The sequence below is a fragment of the Nocardioides sp. NPDC101246 genome, from assembly GCF_044767415.1.
GTDB lineage: Bacteria > Actinomycetota > Actinomycetes > Propionibacteriales > Nocardioidaceae > Nocardioides.
The window spans coordinates 54679-76474 of sequence record NZ_JBIWNX010000003.1 but is presented as its reverse complement, the minus strand read 5'-3'; the positions used below and the strand labels follow the sequence as shown (position 1 = coordinate 76474).

The following is a 21796-nucleotide window of genomic DNA, read 5'->3' as shown; positions in this document are numbered from 1 at the left end:
CTAACGGTATTTGAATACCGGCGGTAGCCCGAACTGGTAAGGTTTGGCCCGTGGGCCGGATCACGCGCAAGGAGTCGCACGCGCAGACGCGTGAGCGGCTCGTCGCGACCGCTCACCGGCTGTTCCTCTCGGACGGCTACAACGCGACCTCGCTCGACAAGGTCGCCACCACGGCGGGCTTCTCGAAGGGCGCGGTCTACTCGAACTTCTCCACCAAGCACGAGCTCGGCCTCGCCGTGCTCGACGTGATCCACCGGGAGCGGGCAGAGTCCCTGGCGGTCGCCGTCAGCGGCGTCGACACCGTCGAGGGCCGGATCGACGCCTTCGCGGCGTGGGCCGAGGCCAACATCGGCGACGTCGGCTGGACCGCGCTCGAGGTCGAGTTCGCGACCAGCACCCGCCGCGTCCCGGGGGTGAGTCAGCAGCTCGCCGGCCGGCGCCGTGAGCTCACCGCGGCCATCGCCGGACTCATCGAGCAGCAGGCCGCCGACCTCGGCCTGAGCCTCGCCTCACCGGCCGAGGACGCCGCTGTCCAGCTGCTCTCCCTCGGCATCGGGCTCGGCGTCCAGCGTGCGTTCGACCCCGATCTCTCGGTCACCAGCCTGGTCGACCTGCTGCGTTCGCTCCTGGAGAGCGCGACGCCTGCGTCGTAGTGCGCGAAACCTAGTGGGCCGGGGCGCCGTTGCGCTCCGGGGCCGGGAAGGAGACCCGGTTCAGTTTGCGTACGGCCGGGCTCAGCAGTGTCGCGAGGGAGATCACCACGTAGGCGATGCCGGCGATCGCGAGCATGTTCTCGATCCCGTACGCAGCAGCCAGCGGCCCCATGGCCAGCTGTCCGACAGGGATGGCGATGTAGGTGCCGAGCTGGTCGTAGGAGGACGCCCGGGAGAGCAGATCGGCGGGGACGTTCTCCTGCATCGACAGCTGCCAGCCGAGGCTGAAGACCTGGATGCCGGCGCCGGAGAGGGCGGCTGCGGGGAGGAGCACGGCGAGCTCGGTGGAGAAGCCGAGAGCGGCGATCGGCAGCCCGAACAGGGCCATGCCGATCATGCCGTAGAACAGCGGCCGCTCGAGCCGGACCTTCATCAGCACGAGGGTCGCGGCGAGCACGCCGATCCCCTGGAAGGTCAGGATCAGGCCCCAGCCGCCGGCGCCCAGCGCCGAGCTCTCGGCCCGCTGCGGGCCCAGCGTGAGCAGCCCGCCCTCGTAGAGCGCGTTGAGCATGGTCGCGGCGCCGACGCAGAGCCACAGCCAGCTCGTCGAGCGGAAGTAGTCCCACCCCGTGCGCAGATCGCCGATGAGCGAGGCCTTGCCGACCGTGCCGCTGAGCTTGACCGGCAGCAACAGCAGCGCCGCGATGATCCAGGTGGCGGCGTCGAGTGCGAGCGCCCAGCCCGCACCGACACTGAGGACGAGCAGGCCGGCGGTGCCCGGACCGGCGACCGCGACGACCGCCCGGGTCAGCGACAACAGCACGTTGGCTTCCTGCAGCATGGTGCGAGGCACCACGAGCGGGATGATCCCCTGCTGGGCGGGCAGGCCGGCGGCGGAGACGATGCCGTTGAGCGCGGAGAGTGCGATCAGGTGCCACAGCTCGGCGACACCGGCGATGACGAGGACGGCCACGACCGCCTGGCTCAGCCCCGAGACCAGGTTGGAGGCGAACAGGATCCGGGCTCGGCCCATCCGGTCGGCGAGCACGCCGCCGATGAGCATGAAGATGATCATCGGGATGGTGCGGGCCGCGAGGACGGCGCCGATCGCGATCGGCGCGTCACTGACCTCCATGACCGCGAAGGCCAGGGCGACGGGCGCCATGAAGTTGCCCACCAGATTGATCGATCGAGAAGCGAAGAACCAGCGGAAGTGGGGTTCGTGAAGTGGGGCTGTCGCCGAGATCCGAGCCATTCGAGAGAGAATAGACCGTCAGGTGATTTCTATCTCCCGAAAAATCCCAATTCTGTCACGAGACCGTTATCCCGGCCGAGCGCATCTCCTCGATCGCGGCTGAGGTGCTCGCCGGAGCCACGCCGGCAGCCAGATCAGCGAGCAGCGTGGTGCGGAAACCGGCGGCTCGGGCGTCGAGTGCGGTGGCACGTACGCAGTAGTCGGTCGCCAGCCCGCACACGTCGACCTCCTCCACCCCGTGGGCCCGGAGCCAGTCGGTCAGGGTGGCGCCGCCGGTGGCCGCGCCCTCGAAGCCGGAGTAGGCGGCTGCGTACTCACCCTTGCGGAAGATCTCGTCGAAGGTGACCGGGTCGAGGTTGGGGTGGAAGGCCTCGCCGTCGGTGCCGACCACGCAGTGAGCGGGCCAGGAGTTGACGTAGTCCGGCGGGTTGCCGAAGTGGTCGCCCGGGTCGATGTGGTGGTCCTTGGTCGCCACGACCAGCCCGTACGTCTGCTCCGGCTCCTTGCTCGCCGCCCGCTCCCGCAGCAGCTGACCGATGTCGTAGGCCACCCGGGCCCCGCCGTCGACCGGCAGGGAGCCGCCCTCGCAGAAGTCGTTCTGTACGTCGACCACGATCAGTGCACGCGTCATGGTCGTCAGCCTAGTGGTGCGTCCGGGAAGTTCCTGAGCGTTTGGCGTCCGTCAGGGTGCGTGCATCGCAAGGCGGCGTCGCGAAGTCATACCGGGGTCTTTCGAGCGGCGCCAACGCGGCGAGGTGCGTGCCATGGCGGCGCGAAGCGCCCAGGAACTTCGGGGACGCACCACTAGACCGGCTCTACTGGAAGAGCGTCGGGATCGCGGGGTCGCCCTTCAGGAGCGAGTGGGCGATGACCGGGAGCTCGGCGACCGAGGCCCGGTGGCGGTCGCGCGCGGCGTCGAGGGGCTCGCGGCCGACGACCTCGCCCTTGTGGACCAGCTGGGTCAGGAGCGGACGGTCGTTGCCGTCGCCCTCGGGTGCGGTGCCGATGCCGATCACCTCGGCGTCCGCCGTGTCTATTCCTGTGGCCCTGCGGTTGCGGCGGCGCAGGGCGTACTTCCGGCCGCCGATCGACGCCTTCGACGCGCTCTTCTTGGCGACCGGCTCCAGGTCGCCGGAGGCGCCTTCGCGGGCGACCAGCTTGTAGACGAACCCGGCGGTCGGGTGGCCGGAGCCGGTGACCAGCTGGGTGCCGACGCCGTAGCCGTCGACCGGGGCGGCCGCGAGGCCGGCGATGGCGTACTCGTCCAGGTCGCTGGTGACGATGATCTTCGTCTCGGTCGCGCCGAGGCCGTCCAGCTGGTGGCGTACGTCATGGGCGAGGAGCCCCAGGTCACCGGAGTCGATCCGCACCGCACCGAGCTCGGGACCGGCGATCTCGACCGCCTTGGTCACCGCCTCGGCGATGTCGTAGGTGTCCACCAGCAGCGTGGTGCCCCTGCCGAGGGAGGCGACCTGCGCCTGGAAGGCCTGCTCCTCGGTGTCGTGCAGGAGGGTGAAGGCGTGTGCGGAGGTGCCGGTCGTGGGCACGCCGAAGCGGGCACGGGCGGCGAGGTTGGAGGTGGCGGTGAAGCCGGCGACGTAGGCCGCTCGGGCGGCGGCGATCGCGGCCGCCTCGTGGGTGCGGCGCGAGCCCATCTCGATGCACGGGCGCTCACCGGCCGCCATCGTCATCCGGGAGGCCGCGGTGGCGATGGCCGAGTCGTGGTTGTAGATCGAGAGCAGCACCGTCTCCAGGACGACCGCCTCGGCGAAGCTGGCCTCGACCACGAGCAGGGGCGAGTGCGGGAAGAAGGTCTCGCCCTCGGCGTACCCCCAGATGTCGCCGGTGAAGCGGTAGCCGGCCAGCCACTCCAGGGTCGGGCCGTCGACGACGCCCTCCAGGATCGCCAGCTGCTCCGAGCCGAAGCGGAACGCCTCGAGCGCGTCGAGCGCGCGCCCGACCCCGGCCACCACGCCGTAGCGCCGCCCACCGGCCAGGCGCCGGGGGAACAGCTCGAAGACGGAGCGACGCTCCGCCGTGCCCGCCTTCAGGGCGGCCTGGAGCATGGTCAGCTCGTAGTGATCTGTCAGGAGCGCGGTCGAGTCCGCTGTCGAGTCCACGGGCACATCGTGGCACGATGGATGCCATGAGCGCGCCAAGCCCTGTGGAGCTCGACGAGCCCGAGGTCGACGACCTCGTCGCGCCCGCGACGCCGTGGGTGACCATCGTCTGGAACGACCCGGTCAACCTGATGTCGTACGTCACCTTCGTCTTCCAGAAGTACTTCGGCTACTCCAAGAAGAAGTCGGAGAAGCTGATGATGGAGGTGCACAACGACGGCAAGTCGGCGGTCTCCGCGGGCAGTCGCGAGGAGATGGAGCGCGACGTGCAGGCGATGCACGAATACGGGCTGTGGGCGACCCTGGAGAAGCAGGATTGATGGGCGGGTTCAGCTACCACCGCCGCAGCAAGCAGATCATCGCGACCTTCTCCGGGTTCGAGGCCGACCTGCTCCGTTCGCTGGCCTCGCAGCTCGTCGAGCTGTTGCGCAACGAGGTCGCCGCCCCGGCCGAGAGCGATGACCCCCTCGAGGCACTGCTCGACTTCTCGGGGCCGACCACCGAGCCCGAGGACCCGGTGCTGAAGCGGCTCTTCCCCTCCGCCTACGGCAACGACGAAGAGGCCGCCGGGGAGTTTCGGCGGTTCACCGAGGGTGGGCTGCGCGATGGCAAGGCGAGGGCCGCCTCCACGATCATCGACTCCCTCGAGGAGGCCGGGCTCCCGCCCGAGCTCGACGAGGACGGGCTGGTCATCGACGTCGAGCTCCCGATCCCCGACGCCGAGGCGTGGATGCGCTCCTTCACCGACATCCGGCTCGCGCTCGCGACCCGGCTCGGAGTCGAGGAGGGTGACGAGGACTTCTGGGACTCGCTGACCGACGACGACCCCGCCGGCCAGGTCTACGGGATCTACCAGTGGGTCGGGATCCTGCAGGAGACCATGGTCGAGGCGCTGTGGGCGGCGTCCTGACCGAGGCGCCCTAGCGTCCGGCCGTACGACCGTCCAGCAGGGTGACCAGGATGCGGGTGAGCGTCGCCCGGTCCTCCTCCGGCAGAGGCCGCAGGAGCTCGTCGGCGGCCTGCTGACGGGCATCCTCGATCAGCCGTCCCAGGCGTACGCCCTCCTCGGTCGCGACCACGCAGACCGCCCGGCGGTCGGCCGGATCGGGCCGGCGCGCGACCAGGCCGTGGCCCTCGAGGCCGTCGACAACCTCGGTGGCCGACCTCGGGACGATGCGGAGTCGCTCCGCGAGTGCCGAGAGCCGGATCGGTTCGTCGGCGGCGAGCACGATCCGCAGGGCTCGGCCCTGCGAGGGGGTGATCCCCCAACGGGCGGTTGCCTCGCCGAAGCGGCGGCGAAGGGCGCGCGCTGCCGCCATCAGCAGGTCGGCGGTCTCGTCCACAGGAATAACCCTAACCCATCGCGCGTTAGCCTCATTGTGAGTCAACCTCAGTAAATAGGATCGAGGTGTTCGGATGAGTGACCCGCACCCGTACAAGTCTTCCGGTGGACCCGGCCGCTCCGGCCGTGACCCACGCACCAAGCGCGCCGATCGCGCCCAGCTCGAGGCCCAGCCGGTCTCGCTGCGGCGGATCGCGCGCCTCTTCGCGCCCTACCGCGGGCGCCTGCTTCTCGTCGTGGCGCTGATCGTGATCAGCTCGGTGATCGGGCTGGCGCAGCCGTTCCTGGTCAAGCACGTCATCGACACCGCCCTGCCCGAGGGTGACACCACGCTGCTCGTGCTATGCGTCGCCGCGATGGTGCTCGTGGCCATCGCGTCCGCCGCCCTCGGGGTGGCCCAGACGCTGATCTCGACCGAGATCGGCCAGCGGGTCATGCACCGGCTGCGTACCGATCTCTTCGGACACCTGCAGCGCCAGTCGCTCGACTTCTTCACCCGTACGCGTGGTGGCGAGGTGCAGTCGCGGATGGTCAACGACATCGGATCGATGCAGTCGGTGGTCACCTCCACCGCGACCTCGATCGCGGCCAACGTCACGGTGGTGGCCGGCACCGTGGTCGCGATGATGGCGCTCAACTGGCGGCTCGCGCTGATCTCGCTGGTGGTGCTGCCGCCGGCGGTGTGGACCACCCGCAAGGTGGCACAGATGCGCTACGCGGTGACGACGCAGCGCCAGGCGAAGATGGTCGACCTGCACGTGCAGGTCGAGGAGGGGCTCTCGGTCAGCGGCATCCTGCTGACCAAGACCCTCGGTGCCGCGCCGGCCCTGGCCTCCCGTTTCGAGCAGACCTCCCACGACCTCGTCGGTCTGGAGGTACGCAGCCAGCTCGCCGGGAGGTGGCGGATGGCGACCATGCAGGTCGTCTTCGCCGCGGTGCCGGCCGCGCTCTACCTCGCCGCGGGGTTCCCGGCGACCTCCGGTGCGTTGACCATCGGGACCCTGGTCGCCTTCGTCTCGCTGCAGGGCTCGCTGTTCCGGCCGCTGATGGGGCTGCTCAACGTCGGGGTCGACGTGACCTCCTCGCTGGCGCTCTTCTCGCGCATCTTCGAATACCTCGACCTGCCTGTCGAGATCGACGACCCGGTCTCCCCGGTGCCGTTGGGAGAGGCTCGCGGTGAGGTCGTCCTCGACGACGTCGGGTTCTCCTACGACGGCGCGCAACCCGTCCTCGACCACATCTCGCTGCGGGTGCCCGCGGGCGGCTCGCTGGCGCTGGTCGGGGCCACCGGATCGGGCAAGTCGACGCTGGCGGGGATGGTCGCGCGGCTGCACGACCCGACCTCCGGCCGGGTCCTGCTCGACGGGGTCGACCTGCGCGACCTGACCCTGGCCGACCTGGCCGCCAACGTCGGCATGGTCACCCAGGAGACCTACCTGCTCCACGCGAGCGTGCGCGACAACCTGCGCCACGCCCGCCCCGACGCGAGCGACGCCGAGATCGAGGCGGCTGCTCGGGCGGCCCGGATCCACGACCTGATCGTCGGGCTCCCCGAGGGCTACGACACCCTCGTCGGCTCCCGCGGCCACCGCTTCTCCGGCGGTGAGCAGCAGCGCCTGGCGATCGCTCGCACGCTGCTGCGCGACCCCCGTGTGCTCGTGCTCGACGAGGCCACCTCCGCGCTCGACAACACCACCGAGCGCGAGGTCCAGGCGGCCCTGGACCGGCTGGCCGAGGGGCGTACGACGATCACGATCGCCCACCGCCTCTCCACCGTCCGCGACGCCGACCAGATCGCCGTGCTCGACCACGGCCGCGTCGTCGAGGTCGGCACGCACGAGGAGCTGCTGCTGCGGGGTGGCGCCTACGCCGACCTCGTCCGCGGTGGCCTCACCGCGGCCGCCTAGCACGGTCGGTGGGTGGCTGCCGGCCGGAGTCCGAGGGTCGGTCACGTTCAGGATCCGGTTCGGGTCCGCCTAGGCTGATCCCGTGCTGACCATCGACCAGGCGACGTACGACGCGATCGTCGCCCACGCGAAGCGCGACCATCCCGACGAGGCGTGCGGGATCGTCGCGGGGCCCGAGGGCTCGGATCGGCCCGAGCGGTTCATCGAGATGATCAACGCCGCGGGCTCGCCGACCTTCTACGAGTTCGACTCGACCGATCTGCTCCAGCTCTACAAGGAGATGGACGCGAACGACGAGGAGCCGGTGGTGGTCTACCACTCCCACACGGCGACCGAGGCCTACCCCTCGCGCACCGACATCGGGCTGGCGATGGAGCCGAACGCGCACTACGTGCTGGTCAGCACCCGCGAGCACGGAAATGAGACGGGCCCGGTCGAGTTCCGGTCCTATCGGATCGTCGACGGCAACGTCACCGAGGAAGAAATCAGCATCGTCGCGACGTTGTCGTGACGCGCACCACCTACATCTAGGAGAACGAACCCATGGCCATCGAGGTCAAGATCCCGACCATCCTCCGCACCTACACCGCCGGTGAGAAGGCAGTCAGCGCCGAGGGCAAGACCCTGAGTGCGCTCATCGACGACCTCGAGGCGAACCACTCCGGCATCAAGGAGCGCCTCATCGACAACGGCGACCTGCGCCGCTTCGTCAACGTCTACATCAACGACGAGGACGTACGTTTCATCGGCGGTCTCGACGCCGAGCTCAAGGACGGCGACCAGGTCGTCGTGCTGCCCGCCGTCGCCGGTGGCTGCTGAGCTGTGCGGATGCTCACCGAGGTAACTCGGTGAGCACTCACTTCCTTCGTGGAGTTCCGCGAGGGCAGTGACTCCAGACCGAGTTACCTCGGTCAGCATCCGGCAGTTGTTCACCCCATAATGCCGCGGTCGTACGCTCGTGCGACCGCGGCTGCTCTGTCTGTGACCCCGAGCTTGTCGAAGATGTGGCCCAGGTGGGTCTTGACCGTCGCCTCGCTGACGAAGAGCGACGCCGCGATGGCGCGGTTGGTCGTGCCGCGGGCGACGAGGGTGAGCACCTCGCGCTCGCGTGGGCTGAGCTGCGCGGACGGGCCGGGCGAGCGAAGGCGTGAGGCCAGCCGGGTCGCGACCGCGGGGGAGAGGACGGTCTCGCCCGCCGCGGTCGCGCGGACCGCCGCGACCAGGTCGGCGGTCGGTGCGTCCTTGAGGAGATAGCCCGTGGCGCCGGCTTCGATGGCCGCGACGACGTCGGAGTCGGTGTCGAAGGTGGTCAGCACGAGTACGCCGACCCCGGACTCCTGCGCGCGGAGCCGCTCGATCACCTCGACCCCGCCCGTGCCGGGCATCCGCAGGTCGAGGACGAGTACGTCCGGCGCCAGTGAATCCACCAGAGCGAGCGCCTGGGCCCCGTCGCCGGCCTGGCCGACGACGTCGAAGTCCGACTCGGTCTGCAGCGCTCCGGCCACTCCGTCACGTACGACTGGATGGTCGTCGGCGACCACGATCCGGATCATGCGGCCTCCTCGGTTCGTCGGAACTGACGTCTCGATCTCCACAACTGACGTCTCGATCTGCGTAAGTGACGTCTCGGCATCAGGCGGGTCCTCGGGGGAGGGCGGGGATGCGGGCGGAGACGGCGGTGCCGTCGCCGGGTGCGGACTCGACGGTGAAGCTGCCGGTCAGGCGCCGGGCGCGGTCGCGCATGACGCCCAGGCCGAAGGAGCTGCCGCGGACCGGAGCGGTGGGGTCGAAGCCGGAGCCGTCGTCGCGGACGTCGAGGATGACCTCGGCCGCGTCGAAGGTGAGCGTGACGCCGACCCGTTGCGCAGAAGCGTGCTTGGCGACGTTGGCGAGGGCCTCCTGGGCGATCCGCAACAGGGTCGCCTCGACCTCGGAGTGCAGGGCGACGGCATCGCCGACGACGACGAACGAAGCCTCGGTCCCGTGGTCGTCGCGCCAGCTCGCGACCAGTGCCGACAACGCGTCGACGAGCCCGGCGTCGGCCAGCTCGGCGGGGGTCAGGTCCTGCACGGAGCGCCGGGCCTCGACCAGCGCGGTGCGGGCCATCTCGGTGGCCCGGGCCACCCGGCGGCGTACGTCCTCGGCGTCGTCGGACCCCTGGGCGGCCTGGAGCTGGGCGACGACGCCGGCGAGCGACTGGGCGATGGTGTCGTGGATCTCGCGGGCGAGGCGCTCGCGCTCGTCGCGTACGCCGGTCTGCCGTGACTGCGCGAGCAGCTGCTCCTGCAGCTCCGCGTTCTCGGCGAGCGCGCGCTCCAGCCGGGTGATGGTGTCGGCCCGCTCCTGGCTGACGGTGTCGAGGTGGATGCTGTAGCGACCCATCAGCGAGGCCAGCCCGAAGTTGACGACGAACAGCACCGGCCACAGTGCGGCCTGCCACTTCTCGTCGTACGGCGGCGGCCCGCCGACCTGCCCGGTGGCCATGATCAACGCGGTGGCCGCCATCGCCACCCACCGCCACCGGCCCCGGAACGAGTCGAAGGCGTCCAGGAACCCGATCCAGGCGAAGATGCAGAACAGCGGATGAAGCACGGTGAGGGCGGCGACCAGGAGCGTCCGTCCGATGTAGGCGACCGGATGTGGACGGGCGTAGACATAGGTCCACCGCCAGGTCCACACCGCGGTCGCGGCCACGAGCACGGCGAAGGCGATCCGCGTCTCGACGGTGACCGGCCCCATCGCGGGGAAGGTCGCGACACAGATGACGGTGGCGAGCGCGAGCAGCACGAAGGGCAGCACCTTCAGGTTGCGGTCCCACTGCTGCTCGAGCTCGACGGCCGAAGTCATGGGTAGGACCCTCTCATTCCCAGCGGAAGGTGCGCACGGCAATCAGGTAGAGGACGACCGCCCAGCCGCCCATCACCGCCAGATCCACCAGGTGCGGGAAGGTACCGCCGGCAGCGTCGTTGAGCGCGTTGGAGGCAGCTCCGTAGGGCGTGAGCGAGATGATGTCTCGAGCCGTGCCCCCGAAGGTCTCGATCGGGACATAGACACCTGCGGTGAACATGCTCGGGAAGAAGAACACCATGCTCACGACCTGCCCGGTCTTGGCGTTGGGAGAGACGGCCGTGATGACGGCCCCGATCCCGAGCGAGACGACCAGGGCGAGGACGTAGGCCACCACGTACCCGACGAGCGATTCCGGCAGCGGCGTCCCGAACACGACCTGGGCGAGCACGATGACGATCACCGAGGATGCGGTCACCAAGATGGCATTGATCAGCACCTGGGCGAGCAGGATCGTGGAGGGGCGGGCCGGTGTGGTGCCGAGCCGCCGCAGCACCCCGGTCTCTCGGTAGCTGGTCAGCGTCGGTGGCATCGTCATGATCGAGGCGGCGATCATGGAGAACAGCACGGTGACCGGCACGTAGACGTCGAGCAGGCTCCGGCCGCCGAGGTCGGCACTGTTCTCGCGGAAGCTCGGGATCGCCCCGAGCACCCCCAGCAGCAGGCTCGGGAACAGTACGACCCAGAAGAGCGAGAGCCGATCGCGGGCGGAGAGCCGGGACTCCGTACGGATCACGGCAACGGTCGGGCTGGTCATCGGAGCGCCTCCATGGCGTCGGTCTCGGGCGAGGTGTCGGTGAGATCGAGGTAGGCGGCGTCGAGGCTCCCCGCGGCGATCCGGAGCCGCTGCGGCACCACACCCTGCGTACGCAGCGCCTCGACGACCGCGAGCGCGACCCCCTCGGCGCCTTCGACGGTGACGGTGCCGTTCTCGCTTCGCGCGGCGGTGACGCCGTCGAGCTCGCGCAGGGAGGCCAGGTCGATCGCGACCGAGGTCTCGAAGGTGGTGATCGTGGCCGCGGAGGCGGAGTCGATGAGCCCCGCCGGGGTGTCCAGCGCCCGGATCCGGCCGGCGTCGACGATGGCGATCCGGTCGCAGAGGGTCTGCGCCTCCTCCATCGAGTGGGTGACCAGCAGGACGGTCACACCCCGGTCGCGTACGTCGCGCACCAGGTCCCACACCTCGCGACGCGCCCGTGGGTCCAGGCCGGTGGTGAGCTCGTCGAGCACAACGACCCGCGGCCGGCCGATCAGCGCAAGCGCGATCGAGAGCCGCTGCTGCTGTCCGCCGGAGAGGTTCTCGAACCGCTGCCGCAGATTGGCCCCGAGACCGAGCCGCTCGGCCAGCGGCGCCCACGGCTCCGGGTCGGGGTAGATGGCGCTCCACAGCTCCAGGGCTTCCTGAACGGTGATCCTCGGCTGCAGCTTCGCCTCCTGGAGCTGTACGCCGAGCACCTCCGTCACCGCGGCGCGGTCGGTCCACGGGTCGATCCCGTGGACCCGGATCCGGCCGCGGTCGCCGACCCGCAGGCCCGCGATCGACTCGACGGTCGTGCTCTTGCCAGCTCCGTTCGGGCCGAGGATGCCGAAGATCTCGCCCTCGTGGACGGTCAGGCTGATCTCGTCGACCGCCACCTTCTCGCCGAATGTCTTGCGCAGGCCGTCCACGACGACCGCTGGTTCTCGCTCCTGATGCATACCTTCAGCGTGGCCGGTGACGCGATCTCACGGATCGGGCGATCGGCGCGAGTGGGCATCAGTCGATCGGTTGATGCGACGATGGACCCCATGCGCTACGACAACCTGCTGGCGTCGGTCGGGGGCACCCCGTTGGTGGGGCTTCCCCGCCTCTCGCCCTCTCCCGACGTACGTCTGTGGGCCAAGCTCGAGGACCGGAACCCCACCGGCTCGATCAAGGACCGCCCGGCTCTTCGCATGGTCGAGGAGGCCGAGAAGGACGGCAGGCTCCGCCCGGGCTGCACGATCCTGGAGCCGACGTCCGGCAACACCGGGATCTCGCTGGCCATGGCGGCCAAGCTCAAGGGCTACCGGATCGTCTGCGTGATGCCCGAGAACACCTCCGAGGAGCGGCGCCAGCTGCTGCGGATGTGGGGCGCCGAGATCGTCTCCTCGCCCGCCGCCGGCGGCTCCAACGAGGCCGTCCGCGTCGCCAAGCGCCTCGCCGCCGAGCACCCCGACTGGGTGATGCTCTACCAGTACGGCAACTCCTCCAACGCCCTCGCCCACGAGGAGGGCACCGGCCCCGAGCTCCTCGCCGACCTCCCCGCGATCACCCACTTCGTCGCCGGGCTCGGCACGACCGGGACCCTGATGGGCGTCGGCCGCTACTTCCGCTCCGCCAAGCCGGAGGTACGCATCGTCGCCGCCGAGCCCCGCTACGGCGAGCTCGTCTACGGCCTGCGCAACCTGGACGAGGGCTTCGTCCCCGAGCTTTACGACGCCTCCCTCATCGATGCCCGCTTCTCGGTGGGTCCGCGCGACGCGGTCCGACGGGTGCGCGAGCTGTTGGAGCTGGAAGGCATCTTCGCCGGCATCTCCACCGGCGCCATCCTCCACGCCGCCCTCGCCCAGGCCGCCAAGTCCCTCAAGGCCGGCGAGAAGGCCGACATCGCCTTCGTCGTCGCCGACGGGGGTTGGAAGTACCTCTCCACCGGGGCGTACGAAGGCACCATCGACGAGGCCGAGGAAGGTCTCGAGGGCCAGCTCTGGGCCTGAGCGACCCCGCCGGTCTGCCCGGCCCTCCCCGGTATCGGGTATCCCGGGTATTGAAAGTCACGGTCTGGGCGGTTCCGGGCGGAGGCACCCCTAACGTGCCGGTGTGGTCTACGGCACATCATCGGGGTGGAGTGACACAGTCCTGTCGGTCTGGGGCAAGTCGTCCGACAGGGAAGCGCAGGCATGGCTGCCGCTGGTCCAGCACCTGACCGACTCGGCTGACGTCGCCGGTCTCGTCTGGGGCTGGCTGCCGCCGAACGTCCGGCAGGCCATCGAGAAAGACCTTCCGGAGACCGGCCGAGACGGTCGCACGCTGCTCCGCTGGCTCGCCGGCGTTCACGACGTCGGGAAGTGCTCGCCGCCGTTCGCGGCGAAGATGCCGGTCCTGGCCGCTCGGATGCGGGACCACGGACTGGTTCTTCCGGTCAGCACCGCAGACTTCGGCCGGGCCACCCACGGACTCGTCGGGCATGTCCTCCTGCAGCGATGGCTAAAGGAGATGTACGACGCCGGTGCCCGGGTCGCGCGCACCTACGCGGTCATCGTGGGCGGCCATCACGGCGTGCCGCCGACAAGCGAGAAGGTGACCTGGCTGAAGGACCGCCCGCATCTGCTCGGTGACGGGGAATGGCGTCGGGCGCAGGTCGAGATCCTCGACGGGATGGCTGCCTACACCGGCGCGGATCGACACCTCGCGGCATGGGCCGGCAGCGCACTGACTCCCACCGCGCAGGCGCTGCTCACCGGCGGGGTCATCGTCTCGGACTGGTTGGCCTCGAACGTCGACCTCTTCCCGTTCGACTCCTCCGCGGGGGCTGCCCGCGCCGAGCTCGCCTGGAAGGAGCTCGGTCTCCCGGATCACTGGTCTCCAGCGGCACCGCCGCTCCGGCCGGACGACCATCTGACTGCTCGGTTCCCACACCTCGGTGCCACCACCCGCCCGGTCCAGCAGTTGGCGGTCGAGGTGGCCCGAGGAGCCGCGACGGCCCCGCTCGTGATCGTCGAGTCGACGATGGGTTCCGGGAAGACCGAGGCGGCGTTGATGGCTGCCGAGGTCCTGGCCGAGCGGTTCGGAGCCGGGGGACTCTTTCTTGGGCTGCCCACCATGGCGACCGCCGACGGCATTTTCGCGCGCATCGTCGACTGGATCGGGCACCTCGACGGCGACGGGGCCACCAGCATCAACCTGGCCCATGGCAAGTCCGATCTCAACGACGACTACCAGAGCCTTCATCGGCGGAGGCTGGCCGATATCCACGACGAGGACCACCCGCCCGCTCGGGTGCGTGCCGAAGTTCAGGCGTGGCTCACCGGTCGGAAGAAGAAGGTGCTCGCCTCGATGGTCGTGGGCACCGTCGACCAGCTGCTCTTCATGGCGCTGCAGGCCAAGCACGTGACGCTTCGCCACCTCGGCCTGGCCGGCAAGGTCGTGATCGTCGACGAGGTCCACGCCGCCGACGACTACATGCGGATGTACCTGTGCCGGGCGTTGGAGTGGCTTGCTGCGTACGAGGTTCCGGTGGTCCTCCTCTCCGCGACGCTGCCGAGCAGTCAGCGTGAGGAGCTGGTGAACGGCTACCGCGCCGGTCTGGGGCTCACCGCTCAACGTCTCGCCGCCCCTATGGCCTACCCGATGATCACCAGCGTCAGTACGTCGGGCACCGAGTTCCACACCGTCGACGCCGCGACGACGCCCACCCGCGTCGAGCTCCGCTGCATCGAGGACGACACCGGTGACCTCGTTGCGCTGCTCGAGGAGTGGCTCGTCGACGGCGGCTGCGTCGGTGTCATCTGCAACACCGTCGGCCGGGCGCAGGAGGCTGCGAAGGCGTTGCGTGAGCGATACGGCAGCGACGTCGTTCTCGTGCACTCCCGCTTCATCGCCACGCATCGTGCCGAACGTGAGGCGGAGCTGCGGGCCGAGCTCGGCCGAGACGGTGCCCGGCGACCCTTGCGGCGCATCGTCGTCGGCACCCAGGTCCTGGAGCAGTCGCTCGACGTCGACTTCGATGCGATGGTCACCGATCTCGCCCCGACCGACCTGGTGCTCCAGCGGCTCGGCCGCCTCCACCGACACGTTCGACGACGCCCGGAGCGGTTGGCCGTTCCCCGGGCCGCTATCCGAGGTGTCCAAGAGTGGTCGGAGGACGGTCCGGTGCCGGCTCGTGGAGCAACCGTGGTCTACGGCGACAGCCGCCTGCTCCGTGCCGCGGCCGTCATGGGCCTGGCACCCGCGACCGTCTCGACGCTGACCCTTCCTGACGAGGTCCGACCGAAGGTCGAGGCGGCCTACGCGGCCGTGTTCGAGGCGCCGCCCGGGTGGGCCGAGCGGGTGCGGGCGGCGGACGACCGGCACGAGAAGAAGACTCGCGACGCCCGGGTCCGAGCTGATGGCTTCCGGCTCCGATCCCTACCCGAGCTCGAGGGTCACCTCGTCGGTCTGCTGGAGGATTCGTCGGCCGACGCAGAGGATCCTCGGTGCGCGCCGCGGGTGCGCGACACCGAGGACGGCCTCGAAGTGATCGTGGTCCAGCGCGACGACGGCGTCGTCCGTTTCATCGCAGACGGAAGCGAGCACGCCGGGAGGGTCCTGCCCGTGGATCTGGGGGACTCGCCCGAAGACCGGATCGCGCGATCCCTGGCCGCGGTCACGGTCAGGCTGCCGATCCAGATGACGGCCCCGTACGCCTTCGAGGCCACGCTCGACGCGCTCGAAGCACAGGGACACGAGGGCTGGCAGAGCTCTCGCTGGCTCGCCGGCCAGCTCGTCCTCCACCTCGATACCGACTGGAACGCGACCGTCGGTGAGTTTGACCTTCACTACGACCAGGCCGACGGACTGGTCGTCATCCGAAAGGACATCGATGTCTGACCCGTCGTTCGACCTGACGACACAGCCGTGGATCCGCGTACGCCTCCTCGACGGTTCCTTGGCGGAGCTCTCCCTCCGAGACCTCTTCGCCCGGGCCCACGAGGTCACCATGATCGCCGGAGAGCTTCCGACGCAGGATGTCGCCGTCCTGCGCCTGCTGCTGGCGATCCTGCGCCGCAGCCTCCCCGGGGAGCGCGGCACTGCGGCCTGGGGGAGACTCTGGCGCCGCGGGCACCTCGACCCCACGCAGATCGAGGAGTACCTCGACCGCTGGGCCGACCGGTTCGATCTCCTGCATCCGGTTGCGCCGTTCTATCAGGTCGCGTCGCTACAGCCTCCGAAGAGCGGAACCAAGGGCATCGCCAATCTGATCGCTGACCAGCCGCGCGAAGGACGGGGTTTGTTCACGACCCGTACCGGGGCGGCACTGGACACCATGGGGTTCGCTGAATCGGCGAGGTGGCTGCTTCACCTTCATGCGTTCGACTCAGGCGGGACGAAGTCTGTTGCCGCCGGACCGAACCGGTCGCGCTCTGCCCGGATTGCTTGGTGCGGGGGGCTTGGAATGGTCGTGATCCAAGGGGAGACCCTTTTTCACACGTTGCTGCTCAATCTGCCGATCGCATCCAAGGACTCAGACCCGAGTCGAGACGCGGCTGCGTGGGAGGCGGGTCTCGTAGAGGACGAGCAGGGGGCCGTCCCCCGGGGTCCTGTTGACGTGCTGACGTGGCAGAGCCGGACGGTACGCCTCGTGCATGAAGGTGACCGCGTCATGAGGTGCATCGTCGGCCCGGGCCGGCCACTCACGCTCGATAACAGGCACCACGTGGAGTTCATGACGAACTGGTCGCGACGTTCAGAGAAAACAGGGGGCCTCGTTCTGCGGCCGCGTACGCACTTGCCGGGGAGAACCATCTGGAGGGGTCTCCCCGCATTGTTGGCCGAGGTGGGCGACGATTCACTCCATCCCGGACGGTGGCGCCAGTGGCTGAGCAGCTTGCGGGAGGATGAGCAGCTGGGGGCCGGTCAACTGGTGGGTCTGCGGATTGTCGGCGTCCAATTCGACTCCAACGGCGGGTCGATCCAAGAAGGCTTCGATGATGGTCTCGCGCTCGAAGCGGATGTGGTGGCATCCCCGGTCTTGCGTGCGCTTGCTGTGTCAGCGGTGGGCGACGCCGACCGTGGGGCGCGCAGTCTCGGCGACCTGGCGAAGGAGCTTGCCGAGGCAGGCGGTGCATCGGGGGACATCCCGGGGGCGCGCCAGTCCATCGCCCGAGAAGCCGGCTACGCCGCGCTCGACCATCCGTACCGGATGTGGCTGCGAAGCCTGACCGCCGACACCGACATCGACGAGGCACGGCTGGCCTGGCGCCGGACGGTGACCAGGCACGTACGGACTCTTGCCCGAGAGCTCGTCGACGGCGCGACGCCGGCGGCGGTGACCGGCCGGGAGGTCAGCCGGGGGTCCGGACCCTCGGCGAAGACCGTCTATCTCGACGCGGCCATCGCCGAGCGCCGGTTCCAGAAACAGATACGCGTGAGTTTCCCAGACCTGTACGCCCCTCAGAAAGGAGCAGCCGAATGACCGCGATCCCACCCGCTGAGCCGGTCGAGGCCACGAACCGAACCACGACGGAACTGCTGACCGAGTACGTCGGCCGACGAGTGACCGGCCTGCAGAGCGCCTACCAGAACGACTCGCCGGCCGCGGTGGCAACGCTCGCCCGGTTCCGCCGAGTGACCCCGACCAGCGGTTCCCTGGGACTGGACGCCTGGGAGGCCTTCGGCGGCATGCCCGAGCAGATCATGGGGAGAGGTGACGCGATCGGCCGGGCCGAGCTGGCCGCCATCGCGGCGCTCTCCTTCTTCGCCACCCACCAGCAGTCGCGGCGCGATGCCGGGATGCATCAGCCCGGCCACCGATTCGCTCTCGGCCGCTCGATCGCGCGGCTGGCGTACGTCACGAGGTCTGCGGGCGTCGAGCGCCGGTTCCGGGCGCTGGTCCGGGCCAACGACATCGACGCCACCCTCCAGTATCTGCGTGGGTTGATTCCTCAGCTGCGAGGGGAGCGGATCCCGCTCGACTACGCCGGGCTCGCCAAGGACCTGTATCTGATCCAGCTGCCCGACGGGCTGCCCGGCGTGCGCCTGCGCTGGACCCGCGACTTCCATCGACCGATCGGCGACCAGGCCGACACACCCACCGAGACAGGAGACCAGCAGTGACCACCTTCATCGACGTTCACGTGCTCCAGACCGTGCCGTCCAGCAACCTCAACCGAGACGACACGGGCAGCCCCAAGAGCGCCACCTTCGGAGGCGTCAAGCGGGCCCGGGTGAGCTCTCAGGCGTGGAAGCGCGCGACCCGGAGGGACTTCGAGGCCTACCTCGAGGATTCCGATCGGGGCGTCCGCACCCGTCACATCGCCGAGGATCTGGTCAAGCGGATCAAGGGCATCGACGACACCATCAGCACCGAGGAGGCCCTGGAGCTGGCTCGGAAGGCGTTCGCCCCGTCGGGGATCAAGCTCGCCAAGCCCACCCGCAAGAAGGGGGAGGACGACGGCAGGATCGACATGGATCTGAGCGGCTATCTGGTCTTCGCCAGCAACCAGCAGCTCGATGCCCTCGCCAGGGTCGCGGTCGACGGTCGCGGGGGCGACATCGACAAGGCCGCGGCGAAGGCGGCTCTCAAGGGCGGCAACGGCATCGAGGTCGCCCTCTTCGGTCGGATGGTGGCAGACGACACCAGCTACAACGTCGATGCCGCGGTCCAGGTCGCCCACGCGATCAGCACCCACGCGGTGGAGACCGAGTACGACTACTTCACCGCCGTAGACGACGCCAAGCCCGACGAGGATGACGCCGGCGCCGGGATGATCGGCGTCATCGAGTTCAACTCGAGCACGCTCTACCGCTACGCGACGATCAACCTCGACCAGTTCCTCGAGAACGTCGGCGACGCGGAGAACACCGCGCGTGCCGTCAAGGCGTTCGTACGCTCGTTCGTCGTCAGCATGCCGACCGGGAAGCTCAACACGTTCGCGAACAACACCTTGCCCGACGCCGTGCTCGCCCAGGTGCGCACCCGTCGTCCGGTGAACCTGGTCGGTGCCTTCGAGACGCCGGTCGCCGCCAAGCCCGGTTCGTCCATCTCCTTGCAGTCGGCCGCCGAGCTCGCCCGGGTCGCGCGGGAGACCGACGCCGCCTACGGGACGGAGCCGTCCGCGGCGTACGTCGTGGCTCGCGGCTCCGACGTCGGCGACGTCTTCGCGGGCTGCGGCGAGCGGGTCGACCTCGCCGGGCTCGTCGAGCAGGTGGGCGAGCGAACGGTCGAGGCGCTCCTGGAGCGGGTGTGAGTGTCCTGCTCCTCCACCTGGCCGGACCGCTGCAGGCCTGGGGCGACGCCAGCCGGTTCACCAGGCGGAGCACCCGCACGGAACCGACGAAGAGCGGCGTGATCGGCCTGCTCGCGGCAGCGGAAGGGAGGCGGCGTACCGACGCCATCGAGGATCTCGCCGGTCTGGAATTCGGTGTCCGGGTCGATCAGCGGGGACGCATCGAACGGGACTTCCATACGGCGATCCGGCGCACCGGAACACGGCTGGATCCGATGCCGCTCTCGCACCGCTACTACCTCACGGATGCGGTCTTCGTCGCAGCGGTGGCCGGTGACCGGATGCTGCTCGAGGGACTCCACGAGGCCGTTCGCGCGCCTCGGTTCCCGCTCTACCTCGGCCGGCGTTCGTGCGTGCCGACGGGGGAGATCAGCATGGGGGTGCACGAGGGCGATCTGGATCAGGTCCTCCGAGAGGTCGAGTGGCAGGCCGCGGCCTGGTATCGGCGGCAGCAGGGCGAGAACGTCTATCTGGAGCTCGTCCTGGACGGGGATGCGACCGCCCCGCTCGCCGAGACCCAGCGAGACGTCCCGGTCAGCTTCGACCCGGTGAGACGGGAGTACGGCTGGCGCAGCGTGGTGCGACCGCAACCCGTCATCGTCTCGAACCCCGAGGGCCGGGCGGAGCCCGACTTCTTCGCTGCGTACGGAGGTGCCTGATGTATCTGACCCAGATGCACCTCAACCCCGCCCGCCGAGGTACGCGGCACCTGCTCGCCTCCCCACAACGGATGCATGCGGCCGTGATGTCGGCCTTCGTCCCGGGAACCGCGGCCGCCTCCGACGCCGGTCGGGTGCTGTGGCGGGTGGATCGACACGAGACGACCTGCACGCTGTTCATCAGCAGCCCGCACGAGCCGGAGCTCACCCATCTGGTCGAGCAGGCGGGATGGCCGGCGGCGGCCGCGGCCGGCTGGCGGACCGTCGCCACCGGTGCGTTCCTGGGGCGGCTCGAGAAGGAGCAGCAGTGGGTCTTCCGGCTCACCGCCAACCCGGTGCGCAGCGAGCCGGCGCCGAACGGTGGCCGCGGCAAGCGCTACGGGCATGTCACCGTCGGGCAGCAGGAGGAGTGGCTGCGTTCGCGCAGCGCCGGCTGGGGTTTCGACACCCTTGCCGTCTCGGTCACCAACCGACGCCACCTCAGCTTCGAGCGGCGTACGGGCGACCGCTCTCGGTCGGTCACCCTCGCGACGGCGACGTTCGACGGTTTGTTGCGGGTCACCGATCCCGACGCGCTGCGCGCGATGCTGGTCAGCGGTGCTGGCCGGGCCAAGGGATACGGCTGCGGCCTGATGACATTGGCGCCGGCCCGATGAAGGAGTTCCCCGGTCCGGCGCCGGTGGACATCTCCGAGCTGGTTCGTGCGCAGGACCGGTTGAGCTTCATCTACCTGGAGCGGTGCGTCGTACATCGGAAGGACAACGCGATCACTGCTGCCGATCAGCGGGGGAGTCGTCCACATCCCCGCGGCGACGATCGGAGCTCTCCTCTTCGGCCCCGGGGCCGCCGTCAGTCATCAAGCGATGGCGCTGCTCGTCGAGAGCGGTGCATCGGCGAGCTGGGTCGGTGAGCGCGGTGTGAGGTACTACGCCCACGGGCGTGGCCTGTCGCAGTCCTCGCACCTGCTCGAGGCGCAGGCGATGGCCGTCTCGAACCAGTCGGCACGGCTGCGGGTGGCCCGCGAGATGTACGCGTTGCGGTTTCCTGAGGAGGACGTCGGCACGTCGACGATGCAGCAGCTTCGTGGCCGTGAAGGAGCCCGGGTGCGCCGCCTCTACAAGGCACACGCGGAACGGACGGGAGTGAAGTGGACGCGACGGGAGTACGACCGTGAAGAGTTCGACACCGGCACACCCGTCAACCAAGCACTCTCGGCCGCTACGACCTGCCTCTACGGTGTCACGCATGCGGTGATCGTCGCTCTCGGATGCTCCCCGGGCCCCGGCTTCGTGCACACGGGTCACGCCCGGTCGTTCGTCTATGACTTCGCCGACCTCTCAAGGCAGAGATCGCGATCCCGGTCGCGTTCGACGTCGCCGCCGACAACCCCGAAGACGTTGCCAGCGAGACCCGGCACCGGGTCCGAGACAAGCTCCGCGACGGTCGCCTGCTCGAGCGTTGCGTACGGGACATCCGGCGGCTCCTCCTGCCCGACTCCGACGATGCCGAGCAGGAGTGGAACGTGGTTCACCTCTGGGACGGCGGCGACCGAACGGTCGCCGGCGGGGTCTCCTACGGCGACGATGTCGAAGACATGCCGTGGTAGTCCTCGTGGTCACCGCGTGCCCCGCCGGACTCCGCGGCCATCTGAGCCGATGGCTCCTGGAGATCAGTCCAGGTGTGTTCGTCGGTCGGATCTCCGCGCGGGTGCGGGAGCTGATGTGGCTTCGCGTCCTCGAGCTCTGCAAGGGCGGCCGCGCGATCCTGATCTACTCCGGAGACAACGAGCAGGGCCTGAGCTTTCAAGGTCCACCGTCATGACTGGGTCCCGGAGGACCACGACGGCCTCATGCTCATGCGGCGCCCCCAGGAAGAAGGTGACCGTCCGCCAGCGCTGCGGAAATGATGGAGCAGCGTGGGCCGCATGCGTCGGGCTCGGGGGCGAAAGTAACTCTGTTCACCCCACCGCTGCGCTATTCTCCCAGGTCATCAAGTGTGCTCCCCGCG

Annotated in this window: 22 protein-coding genes and 2 pseudogenes; 15 read left to right on the top strand and 9 right to left on the bottom strand. The window is 69.5% G+C overall.

The genetic code is table 11. The features are described from left to right. Positions 1-50 precede the first annotated feature (50 nt). The gene (locus ACIRON_RS05785) at positions 51-653 is read left to right on the top strand and encodes a TetR/AcrR family transcriptional regulator (RefSeq protein ID WP_402990148.1); all 603 of its coding nucleotides are present in this window, start codon (positions 51-53) and stop codon (positions 651-653) included. 10 nt (positions 654-663) lie between these two features. Here the strand turns inward: ACIRON_RS05785 and ACIRON_RS05780 are convergent, their stop codons facing one another. From ACIRON_RS05780 to ACIRON_RS05770, 3 genes are all read right to left on the bottom strand, one after another. Then, entirely contained in the window at positions 664-1908 is a 1245-nt protein-coding gene (locus ACIRON_RS05780; protein ID WP_402990145.1) for an MFS transporter, read from the bottom strand. Positions 1909-1963: 55 nt separating this feature from the next. Next, positions 1964-2539 carry a nicotinamidase gene (locus ACIRON_RS05775; RefSeq protein WP_402990142.1) on the bottom strand — a complete coding sequence of 192 codons (576 nt, stop codon included), beginning with the start codon at positions 2537-2539 and terminating at the stop codon, positions 1964-1966. A 184-nt stretch (positions 2540-2723) separates the two neighbouring features. Continuing rightward, positions 2724-4028, bottom strand: coding sequence for a nicotinate phosphoribosyltransferase (locus ACIRON_RS05770; protein WP_402990140.1), 1305 nt, complete (start codon positions 4026-4028; stop codon positions 2724-2726). 26 nt (positions 4029-4054) lie between these two features. Here ACIRON_RS05770 and clpS point away from each other — a divergent pair, with 26 nt between their 5' ends. Together clpS and ACIRON_RS05760 are read left to right on the top strand one after the other, a co-directional pair. Beyond that, positions 4055-4348 carry an ATP-dependent Clp protease adapter ClpS gene (clpS, locus tag ACIRON_RS05765; protein ID WP_091049192.1) on the top strand — a complete coding sequence of 98 codons (294 nt, stop codon included), beginning with the start codon at positions 4055-4057 and terminating at the stop codon, positions 4346-4348. After that, positions 4348-4938, top strand: a complete 591-nt coding sequence (locus ACIRON_RS05760; protein WP_402990137.1) for a DUF2017 domain-containing protein — start codon at positions 4348-4350, stop codon at positions 4936-4938. The genes clpS and ACIRON_RS05760 overlap by 1 nt, the downstream gene beginning before the upstream one ends. Positions 4939-4948: 10 nt before the next feature. Here ACIRON_RS05760 and ACIRON_RS05755 read toward each other — a convergent pair whose 3' ends face one another. Beyond that, positions 4949-5371 carry a MarR family winged helix-turn-helix transcriptional regulator gene (locus tag ACIRON_RS05755; protein ID WP_402990134.1) on the bottom strand — a complete coding sequence of 141 codons (423 nt, stop codon included), beginning with the start codon at positions 5369-5371 and terminating at the stop codon, positions 4949-4951. Between the two features lie 73 nt (positions 5372-5444). Here ACIRON_RS05755 and ACIRON_RS05750 point away from each other — a divergent pair, with 73 nt between their 5' ends. The 3 genes from ACIRON_RS05750 (at position 5445) to ACIRON_RS05740 (ending at position 8096) form a co-directional block, all read left to right on the top strand. Further along, positions 5445-7277: an ABC transporter ATP-binding protein gene (locus ACIRON_RS05750; protein WP_402990131.1), complete on the top strand. Its 1833-nt coding sequence runs from the start codon at positions 5445-5447 to the stop codon at positions 7275-7277. An 82-nt stretch (positions 7278-7359) separates the two neighbouring features. Beyond that, complete coding sequence (locus ACIRON_RS05745) at positions 7360-7788, top strand: Mov34/MPN/PAD-1 family protein (RefSeq protein ID WP_402990128.1); 429 nt, start codon at positions 7360-7362, stop codon at positions 7786-7788. A gap of 32 nt (positions 7789-7820) precedes the next feature. Then, complete coding sequence (locus tag ACIRON_RS05740) at positions 7821-8096, top strand: MoaD family protein (RefSeq protein ID WP_008358635.1); 276 nt, start codon at positions 7821-7823, stop codon at positions 8094-8096. 110 nt (positions 8097-8206) lie between these two features. On the opposite strand, the gene ACIRON_RS05735 is transcribed toward ACIRON_RS05740, so the two are convergent. From ACIRON_RS05735 to ACIRON_RS05720, 4 genes are all read right to left on the bottom strand, one after another. Beyond that, complete coding sequence (locus ACIRON_RS05735) at positions 8207-8830, bottom strand: response regulator (RefSeq protein WP_402990125.1); 624 nt, start codon at positions 8828-8830, stop codon at positions 8207-8209. Positions 8831-8909: 79 nt separating this feature from the next. Then, positions 8910-10124 carry a sensor histidine kinase gene (locus ACIRON_RS05730; protein ID WP_402990122.1) on the bottom strand — a complete coding sequence of 405 codons (1215 nt, stop codon included), beginning with the start codon at positions 10122-10124 and terminating at the stop codon, positions 8910-8912. A gap of 13 nt (positions 10125-10137) precedes the next feature. Beyond that, on the bottom strand, positions 10138-10881 hold the full coding sequence (locus ACIRON_RS05725; protein WP_402990119.1) for an ABC transporter permease: 744 nt from the start codon (positions 10879-10881) through the stop codon (positions 10138-10140). Further along, positions 10878-11822, bottom strand: a complete 945-nt coding sequence (locus ACIRON_RS05720) for an ABC transporter ATP-binding protein (RefSeq protein ID WP_402990116.1) — start codon at positions 11820-11822, stop codon at positions 10878-10880. The genes ACIRON_RS05725 and ACIRON_RS05720 overlap by 4 nt, the downstream gene beginning before the upstream one ends. A gap of 90 nt (positions 11823-11912) precedes the next feature. On the opposite strand from ACIRON_RS05720, the gene ACIRON_RS05715 reads away from it, so the two are divergent. The 8 genes and pseudogenes from ACIRON_RS05715 to cas1e form a co-directional block, all read left to right on the top strand. Continuing rightward, on the top strand, positions 11913-12860 hold the full coding sequence (locus tag ACIRON_RS05715; protein WP_402990113.1) for a PLP-dependent cysteine synthase family protein: 948 nt from the start codon (positions 11913-11915) through the stop codon (positions 12858-12860). A gap of 103 nt (positions 12861-12963) precedes the next feature. Further along, the gene (cas3, locus tag ACIRON_RS05710) at positions 12964-15732 is read left to right on the top strand and encodes a CRISPR-associated helicase Cas3' (RefSeq protein ID WP_402990110.1); all 2769 of its coding nucleotides are present in this window, start codon (positions 12964-12966) and stop codon (positions 15730-15732) included. Next, complete coding sequence (casA, locus tag ACIRON_RS05705) at positions 15725-17317, top strand: type I-E CRISPR-associated protein Cse1/CasA (RefSeq protein WP_402990107.1); 1593 nt, start codon at positions 15725-15727, stop codon at positions 17315-17317. The genes cas3 and casA overlap by 8 nt, the downstream gene beginning before the upstream one ends. Beyond that, the gene (casB, locus tag ACIRON_RS05700) at positions 17314-17958 is read left to right on the top strand and encodes a type I-E CRISPR-associated protein Cse2/CasB (protein WP_402990104.1); all 645 of its coding nucleotides are present in this window, start codon (positions 17314-17316) and stop codon (positions 17956-17958) included. Before casA ends, casB begins: the two co-directional genes overlap by 4 nt. Further along, the gene (cas7e, locus tag ACIRON_RS05695; protein ID WP_402990101.1) at positions 17955-19091 is read left to right on the top strand and encodes a type I-E CRISPR-associated protein Cas7/Cse4/CasC; all 1137 of its coding nucleotides are present in this window, start codon (positions 17955-17957) and stop codon (positions 19089-19091) included. Before casB ends, cas7e begins: the two co-directional genes overlap by 4 nt. Beyond that, complete coding sequence (gene cas5e / locus ACIRON_RS05690; RefSeq protein WP_402990098.1) at positions 19088-19789, top strand: type I-E CRISPR-associated protein Cas5/CasD; 702 nt, start codon at positions 19088-19090, stop codon at positions 19787-19789. The genes cas7e and cas5e overlap by 4 nt, the downstream gene beginning before the upstream one ends. Further along, the gene (gene cas6e / locus ACIRON_RS05685; RefSeq protein WP_402990095.1) at positions 19789-20445 is read left to right on the top strand and encodes a type I-E CRISPR-associated protein Cas6/Cse3/CasE; all 657 of its coding nucleotides are present in this window, start codon (positions 19789-19791) and stop codon (positions 20443-20445) included. The genes cas5e and cas6e overlap by 1 nt, the downstream gene beginning before the upstream one ends. Positions 20446-20538: 93 nt before the next feature. Beyond that, positions 20539-21078: pseudogene (gene cas1e / locus ACIRON_RS05680) on the top strand (type I-E CRISPR-associated endonuclease Cas1e); the annotation flags it as partial. A gap of 29 nt (positions 21079-21107) precedes the next feature. Here the strand turns inward: cas1e and ACIRON_RS05675 are convergent. After that, a complete protein-coding gene (locus ACIRON_RS05675; protein ID WP_402990092.1) occupies positions 21108-21320 on the bottom strand; it encodes a hypothetical protein in 213 nt (70 codons plus the stop codon). A gap of 68 nt (positions 21321-21388) precedes the next feature. On the opposite strand from ACIRON_RS05675, the pseudogene cas2e reads away from it, so the two are divergent. After that, positions 21389-21695, top strand: a pseudogene (gene cas2e, locus ACIRON_RS05670) (type I-E CRISPR-associated endoribonuclease Cas2e). Positions 21696-21796 lie beyond the last annotated feature (101 nt).

Coding starts and splice junctions, on each gene's coding strand:
- ACIRON_RS05780 (WP_402990145.1), bottom strand. CDS start 1,908: ATGGCTCGGATCTCGGCGACAGCCCCACTTCACGAACCCCACTTCCGC.
- ACIRON_RS05775 (WP_402990142.1), bottom strand. CDS start 2,539: ATGACGCGTGCACTGATCGTGGTCGACGTACAGAACGACTTCTGCGAG.
- clpS (WP_091049192.1), top strand. CDS start 4,055: ATGAGCGCGCCAAGCCCTGTGGAGCTCGACGAGCCCGAGGTCGACGAC.
- ACIRON_RS05760 (WP_402990137.1), top strand. CDS start 4,348: ATGGGCGGGTTCAGCTACCACCGCCGCAGCAAGCAGATCATCGCGACC.
- ACIRON_RS05750 (WP_402990131.1), top strand. CDS start 5,445: ATGAGTGACCCGCACCCGTACAAGTCTTCCGGTGGACCCGGCCGCTCC.
- ACIRON_RS05740 (WP_008358635.1), top strand. CDS start 7,821: ATGGCCATCGAGGTCAAGATCCCGACCATCCTCCGCACCTACACCGCC.
- ACIRON_RS05735 (WP_402990125.1), bottom strand. CDS start 8,830: ATGATCCGGATCGTGGTCGCCGACGACCATCCAGTCGTACGTGACGGA.
- ACIRON_RS05730 (WP_402990122.1), bottom strand. CDS start 10,124: ATGACTTCGGCCGTCGAGCTCGAGCAGCAGTGGGACCGCAACCTGAAG.
- ACIRON_RS05725 (WP_402990119.1), bottom strand. CDS start 10,881: ATGACCAGCCCGACCGTTGCCGTGATCCGTACGGAGTCCCGGCTCTCC.
- ACIRON_RS05720 (WP_402990116.1), bottom strand. CDS start 11,822: ATGCATCAGGAGCGAGAACCAGCGGTCGTCGTGGACGGCCTGCGCAAG.
- ACIRON_RS05715 (WP_402990113.1), top strand. CDS start 11,913: ATGCGCTACGACAACCTGCTGGCGTCGGTCGGGGGCACCCCGTTGGTG.
- casA (WP_402990107.1), top strand. CDS start 15,725: ATGTCTGACCCGTCGTTCGACCTGACGACACAGCCGTGGATCCGCGTA.
- casB (WP_402990104.1), top strand. CDS start 17,314: ATGACCGCGATCCCACCCGCTGAGCCGGTCGAGGCCACGAACCGAACC.
- cas6e (WP_402990095.1), top strand. CDS start 19,789: ATGTATCTGACCCAGATGCACCTCAACCCCGCCCGCCGAGGTACGCGG.